Consider the following 21693-nt stretch of genomic DNA (forward strand, 5'->3'; position numbering starts at 1 on the left):
GAGCCTGCCGATCCGGTATTGCGGCATCGGCAGGCGTCTCTCATCGGAACCTCTCTGCGGATCGCCTTCGGCACCCTCGCTACAAGGCTTCCCAGACTGCACCTTCTCCGACCACAAACACCCTACTGTTTTCTGCCCTGTCGATGTTCATCCCACCGGTGAATGCGCCGAATGCGGGCAGCAAGCTGATGTGCGTTTGCAGGTAAAAACAGGGCAGACGCAGGCGTTGTCGCCCTCTGCCGACCAGCCTGTAAGCGGGGTGAACGTGCCCGGCCAGGACATGATGAGTCCCATGCGGATCAGGTTCGTGTTGCAGAGAAAAGGGGCCGAGCAGCAGCGGCTCCGGCACGACCTCGATGCGCAGATCGGCGGGCGGGTCACCGGCGCGTTTGTCGTGGTTGCCGCGAATCAGCGTAATGGCCAATGCATCATGCCTGTCGCGCCATGCCTGTATCGCTGACAAAGTGCCTGCGGCACGGGATTCGGGGGCGTGCAGGAAGTCGCCGAGAAATATCAGGCGTTCGCAGTCGTACCCTGCCAGCAGATTGTCCAGACGTTGCAAATTGTCGTCCGTGGTGCCGTGGGGCACAGGTTGCCCGAGCTTGCGATAGGCTGCGGCTTTGCCGAAATGCGCATCGGCGATCAGCAAGGCGCGTTCGGCAGGGTAATACATGGCTTTTTCGGCCAGCAGCCACAGTTCTGCGCCTGCCAGTTGAATCGATAAATAGGGTCTCACACGGTTACCTCAGGGCCAGCGGCTTTCTCGAGGTCGCGCACCATGCGTGCGATGCGATCCGAGAGTTTTTCGGTACTCAGGCTTTCACGCATGCGCTCGACCAGCAGGGGAAACGCCATGGGCGTCGGACGTTTGATCATGTGCAGATCCAGCGTGCGTTCGTTGATGCGCCGTAGCGTCTGCTCCAGGCGGTCGACGTCCAACTCCTGACGCATGACTTCTTCTTGAGCCTGGCTAAGCAGCAGATTGCCTGCGTCGTACTGTTTGAATACCTCGAAGAACAGCCCGCTCGAAGCTTGTAACTGGCGATTGCTCTTTGGCGCGCCGGGATAGCCGGAAAACACCAGACCGGCGATTCGGGCGATCTCACGGAAGCGGCGCAGGGCCAGCTCGCCAGCGTTCAGGCTGGCGATGATGTCGGCCAGCAGATTGTCCTCACTGAACAGCGCTGCATTCAGGTGTTGGGACCATTGGACTTCGGTCGCGCTCAGCAATTCGAAACCGTAGTCGTTGACGGCGATGGAGAAGGTCAGTGGCGTGTCACGGCTCAGGCGCCAAGCCAAAAGGCTCGCCAGCCCCAGATGAACGTGGCGTCCAGCAAACGGGTAAAGGAACAGATGCCAACCCTCTCGGGACTTCAGTACCTCGGCCAGAAGCGTGTCCTTGCGCGGCAGCGCCGACCATTCGCGCTGTACTTCGAGCAGCGGGCTGACCGTGTGCATCTCTGGGCTGTCGTACAGGTTGTGCGCGGCGGCATCGAATTTGTCGACTACCGCGTCAGCCAGTTCGTTGGAGAGCGGCATACGTCCGCCATTCCAGCGTGGGACTGCGGCTTTCTTGCTCGTAGCCCTTTTCACGTAGGCGGTCATGTTCTCGACCCGCACCAGCTCCAGCAACCGACCGCTGAACAGGAAGCCATCACCCGGTTTGAGCCGAGCGATGAATCCTTCTTCGACGCTTCCCAGCGAACCACCGCCGCCGCCTTTGCTCCAATATTTCACGTTGATACTGGCATCGCTGACGATGGTGCCGACGCTCATGCGATGCCTGCGTGCCAGTCGAGCGTCGGGTACGCGCCAGACGCCGTGTTCATCGGGCTCGACGCGGCGGTAGTCGGGGTAGGCAGTGAGCGACAGACCGCCATGCCGAACGAAAGCCAGTGCCCATTGCCATTCCTCATCGGTCAGCTCGCGATAGGCCCAGGCAGTGCGGACTTCCGCCAGCAACTCGTCAGGTAAAAAGCCTCCGCCAAGCGCCATGCTCACCAAGTGCTGTACGAGAACGTCCAGTGGCTTGTGCGGCGATTCTCTGGGTTCGATCAATCGTGCCTCGACCGCAGCGCGTGCAGCCGCGGCTTCCACCAACTCCAGGCTGTGGGTCGGCACCAGTGTCACGCGGGAAGGTCGGCCGGGGGCGTGGCCCGAGCGTCCGGCGCGTTGCATCAGTCGCGCCACGCCTTTGGCCGAGCCGATTTGCAACACGCGCTCCACTGGAAGGAAGTCCACACCCAGATCGAGACTGGACGTGCAGACGACGGCCTTGAGATGTCCCTCCTTCAGCGCGCGTTCGACCCAGTCCCTCACTTCGCGGGACAACGAGCCGTGGTGCAGGGCGATCAGCCCGGCCCAATCGGGGCGGGCTTCGAGCAGGGCCTGATACCAGATTTCCGATTGCGCCCGGGTGTTGGTGAACAGCAGGCAGCTGGTACTGCTGTCCACTTCGGTCAGCACTTGCGGCAGCATGCGCAACCCCATGTGCCCCGCCCACGGAAAACGCTCGATGCCGTGCGGGATCAAGGTGTCGACGATCAACTCTTTGACGACCTTGCCTTGCACAGCCGTACCGCCGTCACCCAGTAGCACCTGTTGAGCGTGCTCTTGATTACCAAGCGTTGCCGAAAGACCCCAGACGATCAGCTGCGGATTCCACTGCCGCAGACGCGCCAGCGCCAGTTGCAGTTGCACGCCACGCTTGTTGCCGATCAGCTCGTGCCATTCGTCGACCACGATCATCTTCAGGGTCGAGAAAGTCGTCTGAGCATCGGCGCGGGTCAGCAGCAGCGTCAGGCTCTCAGGCGTGGTGATCAGCGCCGTAGGCAGGCGACGGCCCTGTTTGGCGCGTTCGCTGCTGCTGGTGTCGCCGGTTCGAAGGCCGACGCTCCAGGGAATGTGCAAGTCCGACAGTGGTGCTTGCAGCGCACGTGCGGTGTCGGCCGCCAGGGCACGCATCGGCGTAATCCACAGCACGCTCAGCGGGGCGGCCGGGGTTTTGCGTTTGCGAGGTTTATCGTCGCTTGGGGCAGGAGCCAGTCTAGCGAAGCGGTTGAGCGCTGCGAACCACACCGAATAGGTCTTGCCCGCGCCGGTACTGGCGTGCAGCAGTCCGGACTCCCCACGTGCCACCGCTGCCCATACGTCTTTCTGAAACGGGAATGGCTTCCAGCCACGAGCGGCGAACCAGCGCTGGGCAAAATTGACGTTCTTGGGCATGCGCAGGCTCTGATGGGGGATAAGTCAGAGACCGTCGGGGGAGGGGATTAGTTTGGTTTAGATGACTGTTCGCGGTGATCCGGTGGGCGCTTTTCTGTGGGGCGAATTCATTCGCGAACGATTGCTCAGACGACAGAGACCTGTCGACTGCACTAGCGCATCACGAATGAATTCGCTCCCACAGAGCACCACGCCCGTTTGCTGGTGCGATGAGTTATTTCAGGTTCCCGCTAAGGAACTGCTTCAACCGCTCGCTCTTCGGGCTGCCCAGCACTTCGTCGGGGTGACCGATTTCCTCGATCTGCCCCTGATGCAGGAACACCACCTGGTTGGCGACTTTGCGGGCGAAACCCATTTCGTGGGTCACCAGAATCATGGTGCGGCCTTCTTCGGCCAGGCCCTGAATCACCTTCAACACTTCGCCCACCAGCTCCGGGTCGAGCGCCGAGGTCGGTTCGTCGAACAGCATGATTTCCGGCTCCATTGCCAGCGCCCGGGCGATCGCCACGCGCTGTTGTTGGCCGCCGGACAGGAACGCCGGGTACTGATCGGCAACCCGTGCCGGCAGGCCGACCTTTTCCAGATACTTGCGAGCGCGGTCTTCGGCTTCGGCCTTCGACACGCCTAGCACTCGTCGTGGCGCCATGGTGATGTTTTCCAGCACCGTCATGTGGCTCCACAGATTAAAGTGCTGGAACACCATCGCCAGACGGGTGCGAATGCGCTGCAGTTCAGCAGGATCGGCCACTCGCATACCGGTGGCATCGCTGACCATGCGCACCTGCTGGCCGTCCAGGCTCATGGCACCGTCGTTGGGTTGTTCGAGAAAGTTGATGCAGCGCAGGAAGGTACTCTTGCCCGAGCCGCTGGCGCCGATCAGGCAGATCACGTCACCGACGTTGGCCTTGAGCGACACGCCTTTGAGCACCTCGTGGTCGCCGTAGCTTTTATGCAGGCCATCGATGGTCAGTTTGTACATGACTGGCAATCCTTAAGGAGAAAGTAAGTAGCCGCTGCGAAAGGCTTCGGTGCCGGCGACATGGGCGACGACCATGCCAGCGGTCGCCATGCGTCGCAAGGAGCGGGCGTACATAAGGCCAGCGCTGGCCGTGTGGATCGGGGTCACCGCATCGCTGATCGGGTCGATGACCTCAGCAATCAGTTGCCCCGCTTCGACGTATTCGCCCGGCAGTGTGCAGAACACCAGCAGGCCGCCGACAGGCGTGGCAACCGGTTCGACCGCCGCCAATGGCGTCGCCGGGTAAATCAATTCAGGTGGCGCCGCCGGTTCTCCGGCAATGGCGCCGTACTGCATCAGGTAACTGATGATCGCCTGGCAGTCGCGACTGCCGAGGGCGTGACACACATCGCCCTGGCCGCGCAATTCCAGGGTCACGGAAAAACTGCCCAGTGGAATCGGAAAGCGCTTTTCAAAGCGTTGCTGCAATTGCCACCACACCAGCGTGAAGCATTCGTCGAACGACTGCCCGCCGGAGTCGGTCGCCAGCAGACTGGCTTGCGCACCCAGATAACGAGACAGCGGCTCGACCTGCGACCAGGCCTCGGGTGTGGTGTACAGATGCTCCACCGATTCGAAATCGCAATGCAGGTCCAGCACCATGTCGGCGTCGCAGGCCAGCCGTTGCAAGGCCAGGCGTTGCGATTCCAGCTGCGTGGCGCCAGTACGTGCCAGTAGCGCCGCGCGCAGGTGTTTGCGGATCAGGCCGACGTTATGTTCCGGATCATCGGTCAGCAGCGGCTCGATCTCATCGCCTACCTGCACGCTCAGATCGACGAACCAGCGGTTGAAGTTCTGTCCGCTTTCCAGCTCGTAGCGGCCCAGCGGGATGTCCATCAGCACCTGTTCCAGGCCGATGGGGTTTGCCACCGGCACCACGACGACTTCGCCCAGCAGTTGGTCGGCGTTTTCAAGCTCCGCCAGACGCTGTTTCAAATACCAGGACACCAGCATCCCCGGCAGTTCGTCTGCGTGCAGGGATGACTGAATATAGATTTTGCAGGCGCCGTTTTCCGGGCCGTAGTGAAAGCTATGAATCTGCCGCGCGGTGCCTGGCACCGGCGACAGCAAGTCATGGGTCTGGTGTCGCATGAGCAGGTCCTAGTGAGACGGGCCGAGGAAGGCCAGCCAGCGGCGTTCGGCCAGTCGGAACAGGCCGACCAGTATGAAGGTGACAGTGAGATAGATCAGCGCGGCGATGCCAAACGACTGGAACGTCAGGAAGGTCGCCGAGTTCGCATCGCGGGCGACCTTGAGGATGTCTGGCACGGTGGCGGTGAACGCCACGGTGGTCGAGTGCAGCATGAGGATCACTTCGTTGCTGTAGTAGGGCAGCGAACGACGCAGCGCGGACGGCATGATCACGTAGGTATACAGACGCCAGCCGGTCAGACCGTAGGCCTTGGCCGCTTCGACTTCGCCGTGGTTCATGCTGCGAATCGCACCGGCGAAAATCTCGGTGGTGTAGGCGCAGGTATTGAGGGCGAACGCCAGGATCGTGCAGTTCATCGCGTCCCGGAAGAACGCGCCGAGCATTGGCTGTTCGCGTACCGCCGCAATGCTGTAGATGCCGGTGTAGCAGATCAGCAACTGGATATAGAGCGGCGTGCCACGGAACAGGTAGGTGTAGAACTGCACTGGCCAGCGTACCAGCGGGTTACGTGAAACCCGGGCGATGGACAGCGGGATCGAAACGATGAAACCGATGGCGATGGAGGCGCTGAGCAGCCACAGGGTCATGGCCAGTCCGGTGATGTTCTGGCCGTCCGTATAAAGGAAGGCGCGCCAGTAGTCTTGAAGCAATTCGATCATCGTTGAGCCTCCCGGCTGCCTGCGGCGTAACGCCGTTCAGCCCAGCGCAGGGCAATGTTGGAAACGCTGGTGATGACCAGATAGATCAACGCCGCGAGCACCAGGAAATAGAACAGTTGATACGTGCTCTTGCCTGCATCCTGAGAGGCCTTGACCAGATCGGCCAGACCGATGATCGACACCAGCGCAGTGGCCTTGAGCACCACTTGCCAGTTGTTGCCGATACCGGGAAGGGCAAAGCGCATCATCTGCGGGAACACCACGAAGCGGAAACGCTGGGAGCGACTCAAACCGTAAGCGGTGGCGGCTTCGACTTGTCCGCGGGGCACCGACAGGATCGCGCCACGGAAGGTCTCGGTAAAGTACGCGCCATAGATGAAGCCCAGGGTGATGACGCCGGCAGCGAAAGGATCGATTTCGATGTAGTCCCAATCCATCGCTTCGGTGAGGGTCGTGAGCCAGGTCTGCAGGCTGTAGAAAATCAGCAGCATCAGCACCAAGTCCGGGATGCCACGGATCAGTGTGGTGTAGACCTGTGCCGGAACGCGAAGGATCGCGGTTTTCGAGAGTTTGGCACTGGCGCCCAGCAGGCCGAGCACGATGGCCAGCAGCAACGACATTACCGACAATTTGACGGTCATCCAGGTGCCCTGAAGCAGCAACGGGCCGAAGCCTTTGAGGCTGAACGCGGACAGTCCCAGGTTTTGCAGAAGAGTTTCGAACATGTGCAACCTATACAGTCAATAAAAACGCCCATGAACTTCAGCGGGGGATTCGGATGATCGCTGAAGACACGGGCGCTTGTTTACTTATTTACCGCTGTACAGATTCAGATCACCGAAGTGCTTTTTCTGGATCTCGGCATACTTGCCGTCATCGTGTAACGCTTTGATACCTTTATCCAAAAGCGCTTTCAGGTCTTTGTTACCTTTCGAGATACCGACTGCGGTTTTGGCTGGCAGCAGTGGATCGTCGATTGGCTTGCTGACTTCGTAATCAGCACCTTGTGGCGACTTCAGGAAACCCAGCTCGGCTTGCAGCATGTCTTGTACGGAAGCGTCCAGACGGCCCGATACCAGGTCAGCGTAAACCTGGTCCTGGTTGGCGTAGGCCTGGGTTTTCACGCCAGCCTTGTCCAGGATGGCCTTGGCGTAGGCTTCCTGAATGGTGCCTTGCTCGTAGCCGACGGTTTTGCCTTTGAGCGAAGCAACATCAGCGCTCAGGCCGGAACCTTTTTTGTACACCAACGAGGTGGGGCCGGAGAACAGCTCGGAGGAGAAGTCGATGACTTTCTCGCGCGCCGGGGTCACGGTCATCGATGAGATCACGCCGTCGAACTTGTTGGCTTTCAGGCCAGGAATCATGCCGTCGAAATCGCTCTCGACCCACTTGCACTTGACCTTCAGTTCAGCACAGATCGCATTGCCCAGATCGATGTCGAAGCCAACCAGGCTGCCGTCAGCGGCTTTCGATTCGAATGGAGCGTACGAAGGATCGACGCCGAAACGCAGCTCCTTGTATTCCTTGGCCATTGCGTTGCCAGCGGCCAGACAGATGGCGAGTGCGGAAAGGGTCAGCCATGCTTTTTTCATCGTTCAGTCCTTAAAACCAAATTGAGCGTTGGGAACACGCGAAGGCTTGCTACCGGCAGGTGCCAGACCGCAAAAAGATAGCAATTTCCGAACCAAAGAGACGAACGTGCGTTTTAAATGTACGGAGTTGTCGCAATGATGACTTTGAGCCATCTCTTGTCTTTTTTCAGGCGCCGGAGGCAGGGGGGAGAGTAGCCGAAACGGCTGATAAGAGTGCGGAAATTATCTTCATCACAGAGGTGTGTTCCCGCCTTAGTGCCGATTTGCATAGATTTGTAGCAGTCCGGCTTGCCGGAAGTAGCGATTGCCGATGCATCAAGGGGCGCAAGCCATGCTGCGACAGAGAGCACGAGCGTGGGCGCTTTTCGATCTGGCGCACTGAAATGGTGCTCACGATAAAAGATCCTGCAAGGTTGCCAGGCTGTCAGCCTCGGCCACAGGCTTGTCCTGTCGCCATCGGAGCATTCTCGGAAACCTCACCGCGATCCCGCTCTTGTGGCGCTTCGACAGAGCAATGCCTTCGAACCCCAACTCGAAAACCAGGGTTGGGGTAACACTTCTGACCGGGCCGAATTTCTCGACGGTAGTCTTGCGGATGATCGCATCGACTTTGCGCATTTCTTCGTCGGTCAGCCCCGAATAGGCCTTGGCGAACGGCACCAGCGTGCGCTCGCTCGACTGCGGCGGGCCATCCCACACGGCGAATGTGTAATCGCTGTACAGGCTGGCGCGGCGACCGTGGCCGCGCTGGGCATAGATCAGTACTGCATCGACGCTGAATGGATCGATTTTCCACTTCCACCAAACGCCCATGTCCTTGGTTCGTCCAACGCCGTACAGCGAATCTCGTGCCTTGAGCATCATGCCTTCGACCCCAAGGCTGCGGGACGCCTCGCGCTGCTGGCCCAGATCGAGCCAATCCTGGCCGCTCAGGACTGGGGAGGCCATCAAAACCGGGCTTTGCGCCTCAGTGATCACCTGCTCCAGTTGCGTACGCCGTTCATGTTGCGGACGACTGCGCCAGTCATGACCTTGCCACTCGAGCAAGTCATAAGCGAGGACCACCACAGGAACATCCTCGAGGATTTTCTTGCCCAGTGTCTTGCGACCGATGCGTTGTTGCAGCAAGGCAAAGGGCTGAACGGAAGGGGTCGATAGGTCAGGAGTGCCCGGCGCGGGGGGACTGAGTTCGAAAGCGTCGTCTTCCGGGGTTTGGAGCGTGGGCGCCTTCCAGACCACGATTTCACCATCGATCACGGTGCCATCTGGCAGGCATTGGGCCAGGCTGTGCAGCTCCGGGAAGCGATCGGTGACCAGTTCCTCGCCGCGTGACCAGATCCACAGCCGCCCCTCGCGCTTGACCACCTGCGCGCGAATCCCGTCCCACTTCCACTCCACCTGCCAGTTCTCGACCGGGCCGAGCAACGTTTCGAACTGATCCACTGGCTGCTGAAGCGCGTGGGCGAGGAAGAACGGATAAGGTTGGCCACCACGCTGGGCGTGTTCGTCTTCTGACTCTTCTGCGATCAGCTTGAGATAGCCTTCGGCGCTCGGGCGATGAGACAAATCGGTATAGCCCACCAGCCGCTGGGCCACGCGCTTGCTGTCGATGTCGGCCAATCCTGCGAGGGCGCGGGTGACCAACAGTTTCGATACGCCGACGCGAAAACTGCCGGTGATCAGCTTCAGGCAGACCATCAGGCTCTGGCGATCAAGCTGCGCCCAGAAGGTCGGCAGCCGTTCCAGCAACTCTTCGGGTGGCAGACCGCGAAGCGGCAGCAGCTTGTTTTCCATCCAACTGGCCAGGCCCTCATCGGAACTGTGCTCGGCCTGCGGGAGTAGCAGCGACAGGGTTTCAGCGAGGTCGCCGACCGCTTGATAACTCTCTTCGAACAGCCACTCGGGTAGCCCGGAGAGCAACATGGCCTGTTCGCGCAACAGACGAGTCGGGACCAATTGCCGCGGACGACCGCCAGACAGGAAATACACGGCCCAAGCCGCGTCTTCCGGTGCCGCGTGGGCGAAATAACGTTGCATCGCGGCGAGTTTGGCATTGCTTGAAGTGGTGGCGTCCAGCAGCCCGTAAAGTTCGGCGAAGGCCTTCATGACGCGGCCTCTTGCTCGCTGGCTTCGGGTTTGGCCGGTGCGTCGTCTTCTTCATCGCCGTATTCGGTGGTGAAGCCTTGAGCGTCGAGGCCCAGTTCGCGCAGGTAGCGCACCAGAACCGCGACTGAGCCGTGGGTGACCATCACCCGTTCGGCGCCGGTGTTTTCGATAGCCCACAACAGACCGGGCCAGTCGGCATGGTCGGAAAGGGCAAAACCGCGATCCACGCCACGCCGCCGACGGGTGCCGCGCAGCATCATCCAGCCGCTGGCGAAGGCATCGCTGAACTCGCCGAAGCGGCGCATCCAAGTGCTTCCGCCGGCTGATGGCGGGGCGACGATCAAGGCCTGGCGCAAAGCCGGGTCGGTCTTCTTGAAGTCACCTGCGTATTGAGTTTCGGGAATTCGCACGCCAGCTTCGCGGTAGACGCGGTTGAGCGGCTCGACCGCGCCGTGGACCAGAATCGGGCCGATGCCGGGGTCGATGCCGTGCAGGATGCGCTGGGCTTTACCGAAGGAGTAGGCGAACAGCACGCTGGCCTTGCCGACCGCGGCGTTGGCGCGCCACCAGTCGTTGATGCCGGTGAATATTTCAGATTGCGGCTGCCAGCGGTAGATCGGCAGGCCGAAGGTGGATTCGGTGATGAAGGTGTGGCAGCGCACCGGCTCGAACGGCTCGCAGGTGCCATCGGGTTCGACTTTGTAGTCGCCTGACGCGACCCAGACCTCGCCCTGGTATTCCAATCGAACCTGGGCTGATCCGAGCACGTGCCCAGCGGGATGCAGGCTCAGTTTTACGCCGTGGTGGGTGAGGGATTCGCCGTATTGCAGGGTCTGCAGGTTGATGTCCTGGCCAAGACGCGAGCGCAGGATTCCTTCGCCGGGGGCGGCCGCCAGGTAACGTTGGTTGCCGGTACGGGCATGATCGCCATGGCCATGGGTGATGACCGAGCGTTCGACCGGACGCCAGGGATCGATATAAAAATCCCCCGGCGGGCAGTAGAGGCCTTCGGGGCGGGCGATGACAAGATCCATGGGCATGACCGGTTTGGGGGCTTGTCAGGTAGAGCGGCAGAAATCGGGGGAAGTTCGGTTTGTTTTTTGGGGTGCAAGGAGGGGCCAATGTTGCGGGATATGCCCTGACGTCCGGATGGGGCCGACCGTAGGAGCCGGTTTGCTGGCGAACCCGGTGTGTCAGACAACGCATCCACGACTGCCCACCGCGTTCACCAGAGCTCCTACAGGTTTTGCGGTTTCGCTCAACCTTGCGAACCCATAAAAAAACCGTAGCAGTCCGGCTCGCCGGTGGTAGCGATCTCGCTGACGCCGCCGTCGCAGCGCCGCCCGAGACCGCAGCGCCAGCCTTATTTCCCAGGTGTCAACGTCAACCGCTGCTTCCCATACACCTTCTCAAAATTCTCCGGCTGCATCGGAACCGACATGTACAGCCCTTTCACCCACGGATCGATCCCGTCGGCGAAATGCGGACTCGCCGGATTACCCGACTGCCCCGCCGCGTTCTGCGCCATCATCGGTTCCTGTTGGGCGAAGTCAACGATCATGCGCATCGCCGGGATCACCGCCGCGTCGAAATCCTGCCCCCAGTGAAAGCCCGATGCGTTCAGCGTGGTGTGATCGCCACCCGCCGCCATTGGCCCTTTGACCACGCTGGCCTTGCTGCCACCGATGGCTGCCGTCAACTGAGCGCTCTGCGATGTCCACCTGTACTGGTGCAGTTTGCCCCACTGCCAAGCTTTGTGATCACCCCCCAACTGACTCTCGCCTGCAGTGATAGCGGCAGCGAGGCTGCGCGCCAGAATTGCGGGTTTGTCTTCCTTTTGAGGGGTTTTCACGTCGTCCCAATACGGGCTGTCCTCACGACCAAGCAGGTGATCGGCCTGGGGCGAGTAGGAAAGGTCCGCGCTTTGCACCAGCGCTTTCCATGCAGGGCTGCTTTCAGGACCCAGTTCATCGATGAAGATCTGCCTGGCGCTCTCTTGCAGGAACAGCTCATAAATCGCTGCATCGGACGACACTGGCGACAAGCGACCATCGAACGCCATCAAGCGGCTCAGCGCCTCTCGCGCCTTTTCGCGATCCGCTGGAGGAAGCGCGTCGATGGCTTGCTTCAGAGGTCTGGCCATGCCGGGCGCCTCGAACATCTTCTTCAGCTTGGCGGCAAAGGTCGTGGTTTGGTCATACTGCATGGCGATCGTGCTGCGAGTGTCCTGCTTGCCACTGTTGGCCAGCTCGGCAATGCGCTCGGCACGTTCCGGATAGTCCCAGGAGTTGGACAGCTGCATGCCGTAACCCTTTGGCACGGTGCGCTGGTTGGCAGTGCCGATCCAGCCCTGCTGCGGGTCCTGATCGTATGGATGAAGCATGGCGTCAGCGTACCCGTCCCAGTCGAAACGACCGTCCCAGCCCGGTGATGGAATCAGCCCCAGGCCTTCCCGGCGATTCGGATAGCGCCCGGTGACCTGCCAACCGGTGTTCGAGGCGTCGGCGAAAACCATGTTCAACGTAATCGCCCGAATTTCCCGGGTGTTGTCGAAAGCCCGCTCGACGTTCTGCGCACGTGTCAGGTCGAATAGCGCATCGAGGGACTTGTCGTCCTTGGCGTTCGGGGTTTGCAATGCGATGCCCAGACCACTGGCCAGTTGCGCGGAACTGGCGTTGAGCAGCGGTCCATGTCGGGTTTCGTAGGCGGGCTCGCGTACCGGACTCTGGCCTTTGATGAAATAGGTTTCCTCGTGGGCGCCCGCGGCAACCCACTTGCCGTCGGCCAAGACCATCAGGCGATTGTTTTCGCGCTTGAGCTTTTCCAGGAACAGATCCTGGTTGTCGCCCATCGCCGGGCCCATGCCCCAGGCCAGCTTGCCATTGAAACCGGAGAGCACCAACGGCAGACCGGCGACAGTGGCGCCTGCGGCCTGGTACTTCGGCGCACGGATCTGCACGAAATTCCACATCGACGGCAGCGTCGCCGGCAGTTGGCTGTCAGTAGCCAACAGACTCTTGCCAGCGCGAGCGCGTGGCGGGGCGATTACCCAGTTGTTGGACGCCGAAACCCCCAGCAGATTGAGATCGGAAAGTTGCAGCGCGGCCTTTTGCAGATCGCCGAGGCCCGGCATCTGATTGCCCAGATTCAGACCTTTGAGTTTGTCGGCTTCGGCAAACGGCAGTTCTTCGTCGGGATAGGTCGGCAGCAGCCAGGCGAGCTTGTCGGCGCCGACTTTCTGCGCCAGCACCAGGGAGGAGATTTCCTCTTGCAGGTTCACCGACAGGCTGAAGTTCAACAGGCTGAAGATCAGCGCCGAGTCTTCGGGCTTCCAGTATTCAGGCCTGTAACCCGCATCCACGAGATCGGACGGCAGTTTGTCCCGATAGCGGAACAGGTAGGCGTTGACGCCCCGGGCATAGACTTCGAAAAAGCGTTTCAGGCGCGGCGACGAGGCGTTGTACAGATCCCCCGCCGTTTGCTTGAGATTGGCGGCACGCATCATGCGATCCAGATCCAGCGCGCCGGGACCGGCAATTTCCGACAGGCGGCCCTGGGCCAAGAGGCGCATTTGCACCATTTGCGAGATGCGATCGCTGGCGTGAACGTAGCCGAGGGTGAACAGCGCGTCGTGGAAGGTGCTGCTTTCAATCAGCGGCATGCCCAGGTTATTGCGGCGCACGGAAACGTTCTGCGCCAGGCCCTTGATAGCGTAAACACCGCTGGTGGGCGGCAGATTGTCACGGTCTTCGCCGCCCAGTTGGCAGCCTGCGAGGCTCAACAGCCCCAACATGGCAGCGGTCGTGCTGAGTCGCGTCTTCAGGGGGGAGAGGGCTGGCGAGGCCATGATGTAGCTCCTGCGGGGGGGTAGGCATTGGAAACGCGCTACGTTAGAGAGCAGGTAGTCGCTAAGCAAGCGGGGGTGGGGAGTTTATTTCAGGATTTTCGAGATCGTGAGGGATTGCAAAACGTCTGTGGGAGCGAATTCATCGCGAGGGCCAGCACGGGCGACGTCTTGTCTGTCGCCTGAAACAGTTTCGCGAATGAATTCGCTCCCACAGGGATCACGGAGCGATCAAGCGCCGTGGCACTTCTTGAATTTCTTCTCGCTGCCGCATGGGCAAGGATCGTTGCGACCCACGTCCTTGAGCGCGTTGCGGACCGGCTCCTGAGGCTCATGGTTGCAATGCGGGCCGTGAACGTGGCCGTGGTCATGGTGATGATCGTGGTGGTCGTGATCGTGGTCGCAATCAGGACCGTGCACGTGGGCTTGCTGGTTCATGGGGTCACTCCGGAATCAAATCGGCGGGGATTATGTCGCCATTGCGACCAATACGCACGTTATGCCCGAATAAAAATCCGGTCTTGAGCTTGCCTTCCAGCCGGTAATGAATAGGCTGATTGGTTTTGCCGAGCATCTGTGTGACCTCCTTTAGATGTTCCCAGAGGTTAGTGCGGATCGGCACCGTGAAATTCCGGTGGCTGTTGGCCTTGACGATAAACCAGTCGCTGTAATCGCCGTCGGCGAGCAAGATGTCGTTGAGCACTACTTTGTAGCGCAATCCACGCACCAGTACGCTGGAGTCGTTAGGGTTGTCCACGCGAAATCGCAGCTTCAAGTCCTGCTTGAGCAGCTTGGCCTTGACCACGTCGACCTTGAGCAGTTTGACCTCGGGGTCTTCGGCACCCCCGGTGAGCAGCGACGAACACCCGGATAATGCCAGCGCCATGAAAAGGCCGACGACTCTGATTACGCTTGCCTGAAACACCATTGGTTCACTCCCTGTCGGGCTTGAGTCTAGCAAGCGCCCGGTGCAGGGCAACTCGCTGTTCCATAGAGCCTGCGCCATACTCACGCTATGTGTCGAAGGAGTATTGACCCATGAAGCTGTACGAAATTGTTTTTTCTGGCCAATTGATACCTGGTGCACAAGTCGAGCGGGTCAAGGCCAACCTGGCAAAGCTGTTTCAGGCCGACGCTCAACGCATCGCGCTACTGTTCTCCGGTCGGCGCCTGGTGCTGAAGAACAACCTCGATCAGGCAGGTGCCGAGAAGTATCGCTCGACCCTGGAGCGCGCCGGGGCGCGGGCCGAAGTGGTGGCGATGCCAGGGCAGGTTGAAGTCGAGTCGCAATCGCAACAGGTCGAGGTCGAAGAAGTCGAGCTGGCTCCGCCGCCCGATGAGCCGAGCTGGACACGTCGCGCTCCGCAAGCCGCACCTGCATCCGGGGCGAAGTCCGAAAGGGCCTCGAAACTCAAGCCGCGGGATGTCTACATGGCGGCGTTTGCCGACGTCGAGGCGCCGGACTTCACGCTGTCTGAACTGGGCAAGAATGTCCAGGATCCGAAGGCCGCGCCGGTCCCGCCCCGCCTGGATCTGTCAGGCCTGAGCCTGGCGCCTGAAGGCAGCGACATGGGCGAGATCAAATCGGTCGAGCATGTGATAGTGCCCGATATCTCCCACCTCAAATTGGCCTGACGCAGTGCCGCGCGTCCTCTGTTGCATTCCGGCTTGCCGGCGGCAGCAATTCGAGAGGCACCACCGCCGGCACGCCGTGCTGCTACAGGTTCAGCATGGTTCAGGCCATATAGGCCGAGCAGCACTTCTTGAACTTCTGCTCACTGCCACACGGGCACGCATCGTTGCGTCCTGCCTTGAGTTGCACGGTGGGGTCGATGAAATACCAGCGGCCGTTGTTCTGCACGAACGCTGAACGCTCCCGGTGGCTGTGTTCGCCTGCCGCATCGTGCCAGCGCGCGGTGAACGTGACGAAGGCGTGTTCCGGCTTGCCACCCAGCAGCTCCGCGCTCTCTACCTCAAGCCCTAGCCAGGTGCTTTGCGCACTCCACTGGCTTATCGATTCGCGATCCAGACTGTTCTTTTGCGCCGGTAACGTTGTGTCGAGCAGGTAATCCACCAGCCCCAATACATAGGCGCTATAGCGCGAGCGCATCAACGCCTCGGCGCACGGCGCAGGCAAGCCAGCGTGATAACGGCCGCAGCAGCCGTCCAGAAGATTGCCGCTGCCACAAGGACAAATTGCACTGCTCATGATGCGGGTCTCACCACCAATATTTGCCGAAATTTTCCGGATTCGCCCAGAACTTCGCGTTCAGCCAGTCCGGCACCTGTTTGTACTCGCGCAGGTCGTAGGTGAAGAGGGTCAGCACCTGCTCGTCCCTGGCGAAACGTTCACTGGCCTGTAGCGCCAGCGAATAAAAATCCGTGGTCTGCCAGCCGCACGCCTTCATGTCGGCCAGTACGGCCATCCGGCTGGCGTTGAGGTTGCGAATCCCGCCCAGCAGTTCCAGTCCCGCGCGTTTGGGGATGTGCTCCAGGCAATCGACGACCAGCGCCAGATCAAAACGTTGGGCCGCGATGTCAGCAGGCAATACGCCGGGTGCCGCTTGCGCCAGTTCGGTGTCCGGGTGGGCATCCTGAAAGGCTTGCAGGGCCGGAAAGCTGTTCGCGCCAATCAGCAGCAAACGCTTGGGCGCATAGCGGTCGAGCAGGGCGGCCAACGCCTGTTGTGGCGTGCGGGTGGAAAAACTGTCGGTCATCGAAATCCCTCAATTGAGCCAGCAAGGGTAGCCTGCCGAATCTTCGTGGCATAGGGAACAGCCCCACGCTTGAACTTTTTAATCGATCACCATGACAAAGCCTACGGAGTGAAGGCAAAAGGCTATTTCTAAAAGAACCCGCCCCTCTGCTCGTTGAAAACCATAAAACCCCTGATTTCAGGGTGGCAAGTGGCCCCAACGGCGTCTTTACTCCATTTCAGTCGGTTTTAGCCGATACCAAAGGAGAAGAACTGTATGAGCATGATTCGGACAGCGTTACCTCTGATTTTGGTTACCAGTGTATTGACGGGTTGTGCCGGCTTGCAAAAGACCGACTGGCCACTGTGTGCTGCTGGCGGCGTGCTTAGCGGTGCGGCGATTGGCGCATTCCAGTCGGCTTCCGTAGCCGCAGGCCTGGGTGGTGCAGTCGGTGTGATGGCGGGTGCCTACTGCTGGGCTCATGGTGATGGCGATGATGACGGCGACGGCGTGCTGAACAGCGTCGACAAGTGCCCGGATACGCCGAAAGGTACACCGGTCGATGCCACTGGCTGCCCGATCGTGACACCTGCGCCCGAGCCGGTAGCTGCTCCAGTCGTGCTTCCGAGAGAAGAAGTGATCACCATCCGTGACGTGCACTTCGAGTTCAACAAGGCGACGCTGACTCCGGGCGACAAGCAGCAGCTGGATATGGTGGCGACCAAGCTGAAAACCGAGGCGCCTAATGTGCAGCTGCATGTGAGTGGCCATACCGACAGCGTGGGCAGCGATGCCTATAACCAGAAGCTGTCGGAAAAACGTGCGCATTCGGTGACTGATTATCTGATCAGTTCGGGTATTGCTCGCAGCACGTTTGTGTCGGTGGAGGGTGATGGTGAGAGTCGTCCTGTCGCAGATAACAAGACTGCTGAAGGTCGTGCCTTGAACCGTCGCGTTGAGATCAAGATCAATCGTTGATTGAGTTTTGTGTTGTCAGGAAAACCCCGGCCTTTGTGCCGGGGTTTTCTTTTTTCTGCGTCTTTGTGTCGTTTGGACTATCGCGTAAGAAGAGCAATACGGGCTGGAGCTAACGCTCTTCACCACTTTAATGCCGAACACAACTCTCGCTATCACCCCGATTTACTGTAGGAGCCGGCTTGCAGGGGAACGCGGTGGGTCATTAAACGTTGATGTATCTGAGTCGCCGCCTTCGCCAGCAAGCCGGCCCCTGCAGATACTGCGCCGCGCGAAGATCGTTCTCACCCCGCATCCCCATCAAACCTGCGGCATTTGAAACCATCCTCTGGCATAGTCGCTCCCGTCGCCGTACTGTGCGCAAAGCATTTTTTGCAGCACTGAAATAAAAAAACAGCAGGGGCGTGTCATGAAGGTGGTTTGGGGGTTGGGGAAAGTCTTGACGTTGGGATTCTGGGCGGTGGTACTGGTCAACCAGACCGCCGTTTTGCCGATTCCCTTCGATATGTTGATCAAACTGGCCGGTAGCCTTTTGCTGCTGACCCATGTAATGGAACTGGTTCTCTTCAGCGGCAGCCTGCGAGGGCGTTCGCATCCTTGGTTCGACCGCGTGCAGATTCTGATTTTCGGTATTTTCCACCTGCAATCCTTCGGTCGCCGCCAGGCGGAGGTTCACCATGCGTAACGCGTTACTGATGACGGCAGGCCTGCTGTCGGCCATGAGCAGCTCCCTGGTCATGGCTCAGAGCATCTCGGTGGAGTCGCATTCGCTGATGCGCCTGCCGAGCAATGCCAGCGTCGTGCAACTGGACCGTCTGGAAGTGGCCGATTACGGAACCCTGCTGATCCCGGCCGGATTGACCGAAGTGCGAGTCGGACAGTTGGTGATGGGTCATGAGTCGCGCATCGCTATCGTGCCAAGCGCCGAGCCGTTCAAGTTGCAGGTCAAGCAGGGCGATCTGGGCAGTGGTGCGCAGATCACTGCGCGCGGCGCACCGGGGACGTTCGAGAAAGCGCCGTCGCCCGGCCGTAACCTGAACCTGCGGCTCGAGGAGTTGAATGCCGACGTGCTGTCCATCGATGCCCGTGGCGGTGCGGGATCGCCCGGTTACGTAGGGCTGGACGGCGGCAACGGTGAGGATCCGGGCTGTACCTGGGGCGCAGCCAGCCGGGGTTTCGATGGCGATGACGGCGGCAATGGTCATGACGGCGCGGCCGGCGCATTGGTACGGCTGGAACTACCTCAGACGTTCCCCGATGAGCGGGTGAAGGTCGATGTGCAGGGCGGTGCCGGCGGTATTGGCGGCGAAGGCGGTCGCGGCGGCAAGGGCGGGGCGTCCAAGGGCTGTCTCGTCTATCGCGCCGACGGGGCCAAATCCGGCAAGAACGGTGAGAAGGGTCAGTCAGGCGCCGTCGGGCCGGCGGGTTCGGTGAGCCTGCGCAGGCTGTAAGGCACAGCGTCAAATCGTAGGAGCGGCTTGCTGGCGAATGCGGTGGGTCAGATATCGACGTGTTGTCTGGCACTCTGCGTTCGCCAGCAAGCCGGCTCCTACAATACCAACAAGCACTCAGAACCCAGGTCGGGCCGCTGCAATCGCAATCACCGCAATGCCCACCAGCAGATTGATCCCCACCAAACGCCGAATCCGCCCGAGCGCGGCAACCCCTTCAGCCCACTGCTCGGCAGCCACGGCTTTGCGCAATTGCGGCAGGTTCAGCGTCGACACCCTCAGGAACAACGCCACCATCACCACATACAGCCCGATCATCGCCTGCACGTAGCGCGGTGCGGTCTGAAAACCGCTGAAGTTAATGTTGATCATGCCGATCCCGGTCACTGGCAGCATGATGATCGCGCCCCACACCCAGGCAAAAAATCGCGGGAAGACCTGCACCCACAGCTTCAACCGGGCCGGGCCTTCAAGAGCGGCGATGACCGCTGGTCGCAGAACCATCCATGCAAAAAACATCCCGCCTACCCACAAAACAGCGGATAGCACGTGCAAGACGTAGACAAAGGCTACAGGTGACATCGAGAACTCCGATCTGCGAAGAAAGAATTAGCGCGGTATGATAGCCGCCCGCTGCAACCACTGATAATTTATCCAGCAGTTTTTTACTTGTAACCGTGTGATGCCGAGCCAACGACCCAGCCCATGATCAGTACCGAACTCAAATCCCAGATTCAGGGCGCGTATTCGCGTTTCCTCGAAGCCAAAAGCCTCAAGCCTCGCTACGGCCAGCGTCTGATGATCGCCGAGGTGGCCAAGGTGCTGGGAGATATAGACACCGACGAGGAAGGCCGACGTTCGGGCGACCCGGCGGTGGTCGCGGTGGAGGCGGGGACCGGTACCGGCAAGACCGTGGCCTATGCGATCGCTGCGATTCCCACAGCAAAGGCAGCGGGCAAGCGTCTGGTGATCGCCACGGCAACCGTCGCGCTGCAAGAGCAGATCGTCCACAAGGACCTGCCCGACCTGATGCGCAACAGCGGCCTGAGTTTCACCTTCTCGTTAGCCAAGGGGCGTGGCCGCTACATGTGCCTGTCCAAGCTCGACATGCTGCTGCAGGAGGGTAACGCGCAGAGCGCCACCGCCCAGCTGTTCGAGGAAGAAGGCTTCAAGATCGAGGTCGATGAAGCCAGCCAGAAGCTGTTCACCAACATGATCGAAAAGCTCGCCGGTAACAAATGGGACGGTGATCGCGACAGTTGGCCCCAGGAGCTGGCCGATCAGGATTGGGCGCGGCTGACCACCGATCACAGCCAATGCACCAACCGGCATTGTCCGAATTTTCAGCAGTGCGCCTTCTATAAGGCTCGCGAAGGCATGGGAAAAGTCGACGTCATCGTCACCAACCACGACATGGTGCTGGCCGACCTGGCGCTGGGCGGCGGGGCGGTGCTGCCTGATCCGCGCGACACGCTGTACGTGTTCGACGAAGGTCATCACCTGCCCGACAAAGCCATCGGCCACTTCGCGCATTTCAGTCGCCTGCGTTCGACTGCGGACTGGCTGGAGCAGACTGCCAAGAATCTCACCAAATTGCTGGCCCAACACCCGCTACCCGGCGATCTGGGCAAGCTGATCGAGCAGGTGCCGGAACTCGCCCGTGAGATCAAGACCCATCAGCAGTTCATGTTCACCGCCTGCGAACAGCTGGCCGATTTCAAGGCCGGCGAGGACATGGAAGGCCGTGAGCGCCCGCGTCATCGCTTCGTCGGTGGCGTGGTTCCCGAGCACATGCGCGAGATGGGCATCGAGCTGAAAAAAGGTTTTGCCCGACTCGATGACCTGTTCACCCGTCTGACCGAATTGCTCAAGGAAGGGATGGACGGCGAGGTCAACATCGGCATCGCCAGCCATCAGGCCGAGGAGTGGTATCCGCTATTCGGCAGCCTGCTGGCCAGGGCTCACGGCAACTGGGAGCTATGGACCGCATTCACCGCTGAAGACCCGGAAAACAGTCCGCCCATGGCGCGCTGGCTGACGCTGGCCGAAAGTGGTTCGTTGTTCGATATCGAAGTCAACGCCAGCCCGATCCTCGCAGCTGAGATGCTGCGCCGGAACCTGTGGAATGTGGCCTACGGTGCGCTGGTAACCTCCGCAACCCTGACCGCGTTGGGCAAGTTCGACCGCTTCCGCATGCGCGCCGGGCTGCCCAAGGACGCGGTCACCGCAGTGGTGCCAAGCCCGTTTCATCACGCCGACGCCGGCGTGCTGCGGGTGCCGGACCTCAAGGCCGACCCGCGCAACGCTGCCGATCACACGGCGGCGATCATTCGCGAACTGCCGGATCTGGTAGAGGGCTCCAAGGGCACGCTCGTGCTGTTCTCCTCGCGTAAACAGATGCAGGAAGTCTTTGACGGCCTGGAGCGCGACTGGCGCAAGCGGGTGTTCATTCAGGGCAATCTGTCCAAGCAGGAAACGCTCAACAAGCACAAGGCGCGGGTCGATGGCGGCGACGAGAGCGTGCTGTTCGGCCTCGCCAGCTTCGCCGAAGGTGTCGACCTGCCGGGCGCCTACTGCGAGCACGTGGTTATCGCCAAGATTCCGTTCGCTGTGCCGGACGACCCGGTCGAAGCCGCGTTGGCCGAATGGATCGAAGCCCGGGGCGGCAATCCGTTCATGGAAATCGCCGTACCCGATGCCTCACTGCGTCTGATTCAGGCCTGCGGTCGGCTGCTGCGTACAGAGAAGGACCGCGGGATCATTACCCTGCTGGATCGGCGCGTGGTCACCCAGCGATACGGCAAGGCTATCCTCAACGCATTACCGCCGTTTCGCCGGGAAATTTCCTGAGTGGTGTTCGGGATTAAACGCACTTGATCGGGTCTTAACTGGCGCCGAGTGGTCTTGATCCTGTTGAGTCAGTCATGGCCTCTTCGTGAGCAAACTCACTCTCACAGTGCGTGGCGCCTTCGAT

General features: G+C 60.5%; 20 protein-coding genes. 5 read left to right on the forward strand and 15 right to left on the reverse strand.

What is annotated here, in order from left to right; translation table 11 throughout:
* Window positions 1-79: 79 nt before the first annotated feature.
* The 12 genes from pdeM to ACRER8_RS16115 all read right to left on the reverse strand — a co-directional run bounded on the left by pdeM (window position 80) and on the right by ACRER8_RS16115 (window position 14525).
* On the reverse strand, window positions 80-736 hold the full coding sequence (pdeM, locus tag ACRER8_RS16060) for a ligase-associated DNA damage response endonuclease PdeM (protein ID WP_431747218.1): 657 nt from the start codon (window positions 734-736) through the stop codon (window positions 80-82).
* Window positions 733-3225: a ligase-associated DNA damage response DEXH box helicase gene (locus ACRER8_RS16065; RefSeq protein ID WP_431747219.1), complete on the reverse strand. Its 2493-nt coding sequence runs from the start codon at window positions 3223-3225 to the stop codon at window positions 733-735. Before ACRER8_RS16065 ends, pdeM begins: the two co-directional genes overlap by 4 nt.
* A gap of 214 nt (window positions 3226-3439) precedes the next feature.
* Window positions 3440-4204 (reverse strand): ABC transporter ATP-binding protein, encoded by a 765-nt coding sequence (locus ACRER8_RS16070; protein WP_431747220.1) that lies wholly within the window; start codon window positions 4202-4204, stop codon window positions 3440-3442.
* A gap of 12 nt (window positions 4205-4216) precedes the next feature.
* Window positions 4217-5335 (reverse strand): succinylglutamate desuccinylase/aspartoacylase family protein, encoded by a 1119-nt coding sequence (locus ACRER8_RS16075; protein WP_431747221.1) that lies wholly within the window; start codon window positions 5333-5335, stop codon window positions 4217-4219.
* Between the two features lie 9 nt (window positions 5336-5344).
* Window positions 5345-6055, reverse strand: a complete 711-nt coding sequence (locus tag ACRER8_RS16080; RefSeq protein WP_431747222.1) for an ABC transporter permease — start codon at window positions 6053-6055, stop codon at window positions 5345-5347.
* The gene (locus ACRER8_RS16085) at window positions 6052-6780 is read right to left on the reverse strand and encodes an ABC transporter permease (RefSeq protein WP_431747223.1); all 729 of its coding nucleotides are present in this window, start codon (window positions 6778-6780) and stop codon (window positions 6052-6054) included. The genes ACRER8_RS16080 and ACRER8_RS16085 overlap by 4 nt, the downstream gene beginning before the upstream one ends.
* Window positions 6781-6864: 84 nt before the next feature.
* Window positions 6865-7647: a transporter substrate-binding domain-containing protein gene (locus tag ACRER8_RS16090; protein ID WP_431747224.1), complete on the reverse strand. Its 783-nt coding sequence runs from the start codon at window positions 7645-7647 to the stop codon at window positions 6865-6867.
* A 390-nt stretch (window positions 7648-8037) separates the two neighbouring features.
* The gene (locus ACRER8_RS16095) at window positions 8038-9753 is read right to left on the reverse strand and encodes an ATP-dependent DNA ligase (protein WP_431747225.1); all 1716 of its coding nucleotides are present in this window, start codon (window positions 9751-9753) and stop codon (window positions 8038-8040) included.
* Window positions 9750-10787 carry a ligase-associated DNA damage response exonuclease gene (locus ACRER8_RS16100; RefSeq protein WP_431747226.1) on the reverse strand — a complete coding sequence of 346 codons (1038 nt, stop codon included), beginning with the start codon at window positions 10785-10787 and terminating at the stop codon, window positions 9750-9752. The genes ACRER8_RS16095 and ACRER8_RS16100 overlap by 4 nt, the downstream gene beginning before the upstream one ends.
* Before the next feature lie 329 nt (window positions 10788-11116).
* Entirely contained in the window at window positions 11117-13600 is a 2484-nt protein-coding gene (locus ACRER8_RS16105; protein ID WP_431747227.1) for a penicillin acylase family protein, read from the reverse strand.
* Between the two features lie 228 nt (window positions 13601-13828).
* The gene (locus ACRER8_RS16110; RefSeq protein WP_110950055.1) at window positions 13829-14035 is read right to left on the reverse strand and encodes an SEC-C metal-binding domain-containing protein; all 207 of its coding nucleotides are present in this window, start codon (window positions 14033-14035) and stop codon (window positions 13829-13831) included.
* A gap of 4 nt (window positions 14036-14039) precedes the next feature.
* On the reverse strand, window positions 14040-14525 hold the full coding sequence (locus ACRER8_RS16115; protein WP_431747228.1) for an LEA type 2 family protein: 486 nt from the start codon (window positions 14523-14525) through the stop codon (window positions 14040-14042).
* Between the two features lie 110 nt (window positions 14526-14635).
* Here ACRER8_RS16115 and ACRER8_RS16120 point away from each other — a divergent pair, with 110 nt between their 5' ends.
* Window positions 14636-15232, forward strand: a complete 597-nt coding sequence (locus ACRER8_RS16120; protein WP_431747229.1) for a hypothetical protein — start codon at window positions 14636-14638, stop codon at window positions 15230-15232.
* 100 nt (window positions 15233-15332) lie between these two features.
* On the opposite strand, the gene ACRER8_RS16125 is transcribed toward ACRER8_RS16120, so the two are convergent.
* Complete coding sequence (locus tag ACRER8_RS16125; RefSeq protein ID WP_431747230.1) at window positions 15333-15806, reverse strand: YchJ family protein; 474 nt, start codon at window positions 15804-15806, stop codon at window positions 15333-15335.
* Window positions 15807-15816: 10 nt separating this feature from the next.
* Window positions 15817-16314, reverse strand: a complete 498-nt coding sequence (locus tag ACRER8_RS16130; protein ID WP_431747231.1) for a DUF6231 family protein — start codon at window positions 16312-16314, stop codon at window positions 15817-15819.
* 255 nt (window positions 16315-16569) lie between these two features.
* Between ACRER8_RS16130 and ACRER8_RS16135 the strand changes: the two genes are divergently transcribed.
* The 3 genes from ACRER8_RS16135 to ACRER8_RS16145 all read left to right on the forward strand — a co-directional run bounded on the left by ACRER8_RS16135 (window position 16570) and on the right by ACRER8_RS16145 (window position 18719).
* The gene (locus ACRER8_RS16135) at window positions 16570-17271 is read left to right on the forward strand and encodes an OmpA family protein (protein ID WP_431747232.1); all 702 of its coding nucleotides are present in this window, start codon (window positions 16570-16572) and stop codon (window positions 17269-17271) included.
* Window positions 17272-17677: 406 nt separating this feature from the next.
* The gene (locus ACRER8_RS16140; RefSeq protein ID WP_431747233.1) at window positions 17678-17953 is read left to right on the forward strand and encodes a DUF1145 domain-containing protein; all 276 of its coding nucleotides are present in this window, start codon (window positions 17678-17680) and stop codon (window positions 17951-17953) included.
* Entirely contained in the window at window positions 17946-18719 is a 774-nt protein-coding gene (locus tag ACRER8_RS16145) for a collagen-like protein (protein WP_431747234.1), read from the forward strand. Before ACRER8_RS16140 ends, ACRER8_RS16145 begins: the two co-directional genes overlap by 8 nt.
* Window positions 18720-18836: 117 nt before the next feature.
* Here ACRER8_RS16145 and ACRER8_RS16150 read toward each other — a convergent pair whose 3' ends face one another.
* Window positions 18837-19301, reverse strand: a complete 465-nt coding sequence (locus tag ACRER8_RS16150; RefSeq protein WP_431747235.1) for a CopD family protein — start codon at window positions 19299-19301, stop codon at window positions 18837-18839.
* 123 nt (window positions 19302-19424) lie between these two features.
* Here ACRER8_RS16150 and dinG point away from each other — a divergent pair, with 123 nt between their 5' ends.
* Entirely contained in the window at window positions 19425-21569 is a 2145-nt protein-coding gene (gene dinG / locus ACRER8_RS16155; protein WP_431747236.1) for an ATP-dependent DNA helicase DinG, read from the forward strand.
* The last annotated feature ends 124 nt before the right edge of the window (window positions 21570-21693 follow it).

Origin of the sequence: Pseudomonas sp., assembly GCF_050739935.1 — a bacterium.
GTDB lineage: Bacteria > Pseudomonadota > Gammaproteobacteria > Pseudomonadales > Pseudomonadaceae > Aquipseudomonas.

Bases quoted from the DNA above. Each gene is read 5' to 3' on its own strand.
- ACRER8_RS16065 (WP_431747219.1), bottom strand. From the start codon at position 3,225: ATGCCCAAGAACGTCAATTTTGCCCAGCGCTGGTTCGCCGCTCGTGGC.
- ACRER8_RS16070 (WP_431747220.1), bottom strand. From the start codon at position 4,204: ATGTACAAACTGACCATCGATGGCCTGCATAAAAGCTACGGCGACCAC.
- ACRER8_RS16075 (WP_431747221.1), bottom strand. From the start codon at position 5,335: ATGCGACACCAGACCCATGACTTGCTGTCGCCGGTGCCAGGCACCGCG.
- ACRER8_RS16080 (WP_431747222.1), bottom strand. From the start codon at position 6,055: ATGATCGAATTGCTTCAAGACTACTGGCGCGCCTTCCTTTATACGGAC.
- ACRER8_RS16085 (WP_431747223.1), bottom strand. From the start codon at position 6,780: ATGTTCGAAACTCTTCTGCAAAACCTGGGACTGTCCGCGTTCAGCCTC.
- ACRER8_RS16090 (WP_431747224.1), bottom strand. From the start codon at position 7,647: ATGAAAAAAGCATGGCTGACCCTTTCCGCACTCGCCATCTGTCTGGCC.
- ACRER8_RS16095 (WP_431747225.1), bottom strand. From the start codon at position 9,753: ATGAAGGCCTTCGCCGAACTTTACGGGCTGCTGGACGCCACCACTTCA.
- ACRER8_RS16100 (WP_431747226.1), bottom strand. From the start codon at position 10,787: ATGGATCTTGTCATCGCCCGCCCCGAAGGCCTCTACTGCCCGCCGGGG.
- ACRER8_RS16105 (WP_431747227.1), bottom strand. From the start codon at position 13,600: ATGGCCTCGCCAGCCCTCTCCCCCCTGAAGACGCGACTCAGCACGACC.
- ACRER8_RS16110 (WP_110950055.1), bottom strand. From the start codon at position 14,035: ATGAACCAGCAAGCCCACGTGCACGGTCCTGATTGCGACCACGATCAC.
- ACRER8_RS16115 (WP_431747228.1), bottom strand. From the start codon at position 14,525: ATGGTGTTTCAGGCAAGCGTAATCAGAGTCGTCGGCCTTTTCATGGCG.
- ACRER8_RS16120 (WP_431747229.1), top strand. From the start codon at position 14,636: ATGAAGCTGTACGAAATTGTTTTTTCTGGCCAATTGATACCTGGTGCA.
- ACRER8_RS16125 (WP_431747230.1), bottom strand. From the start codon at position 15,806: ATGAGCAGTGCAATTTGTCCTTGTGGCAGCGGCAATCTTCTGGACGGC.
- ACRER8_RS16130 (WP_431747231.1), bottom strand. From the start codon at position 16,314: ATGACCGACAGTTTTTCCACCCGCACGCCACAACAGGCGTTGGCCGCC.
- ACRER8_RS16135 (WP_431747232.1), top strand. From the start codon at position 16,570: ATGAGCATGATTCGGACAGCGTTACCTCTGATTTTGGTTACCAGTGTA.
- ACRER8_RS16140 (WP_431747233.1), top strand. From the start codon at position 17,678: ATGAAGGTGGTTTGGGGGTTGGGGAAAGTCTTGACGTTGGGATTCTGG.
- ACRER8_RS16145 (WP_431747234.1), top strand. From the start codon at position 17,946: ATGCGTAACGCGTTACTGATGACGGCAGGCCTGCTGTCGGCCATGAGC.
- ACRER8_RS16150 (WP_431747235.1), bottom strand. From the start codon at position 19,301: ATGTCACCTGTAGCCTTTGTCTACGTCTTGCACGTGCTATCCGCTGTT.
- dinG (WP_431747236.1), top strand. From the start codon at position 19,425: ATGATCAGTACCGAACTCAAATCCCAGATTCAGGGCGCGTATTCGCGT.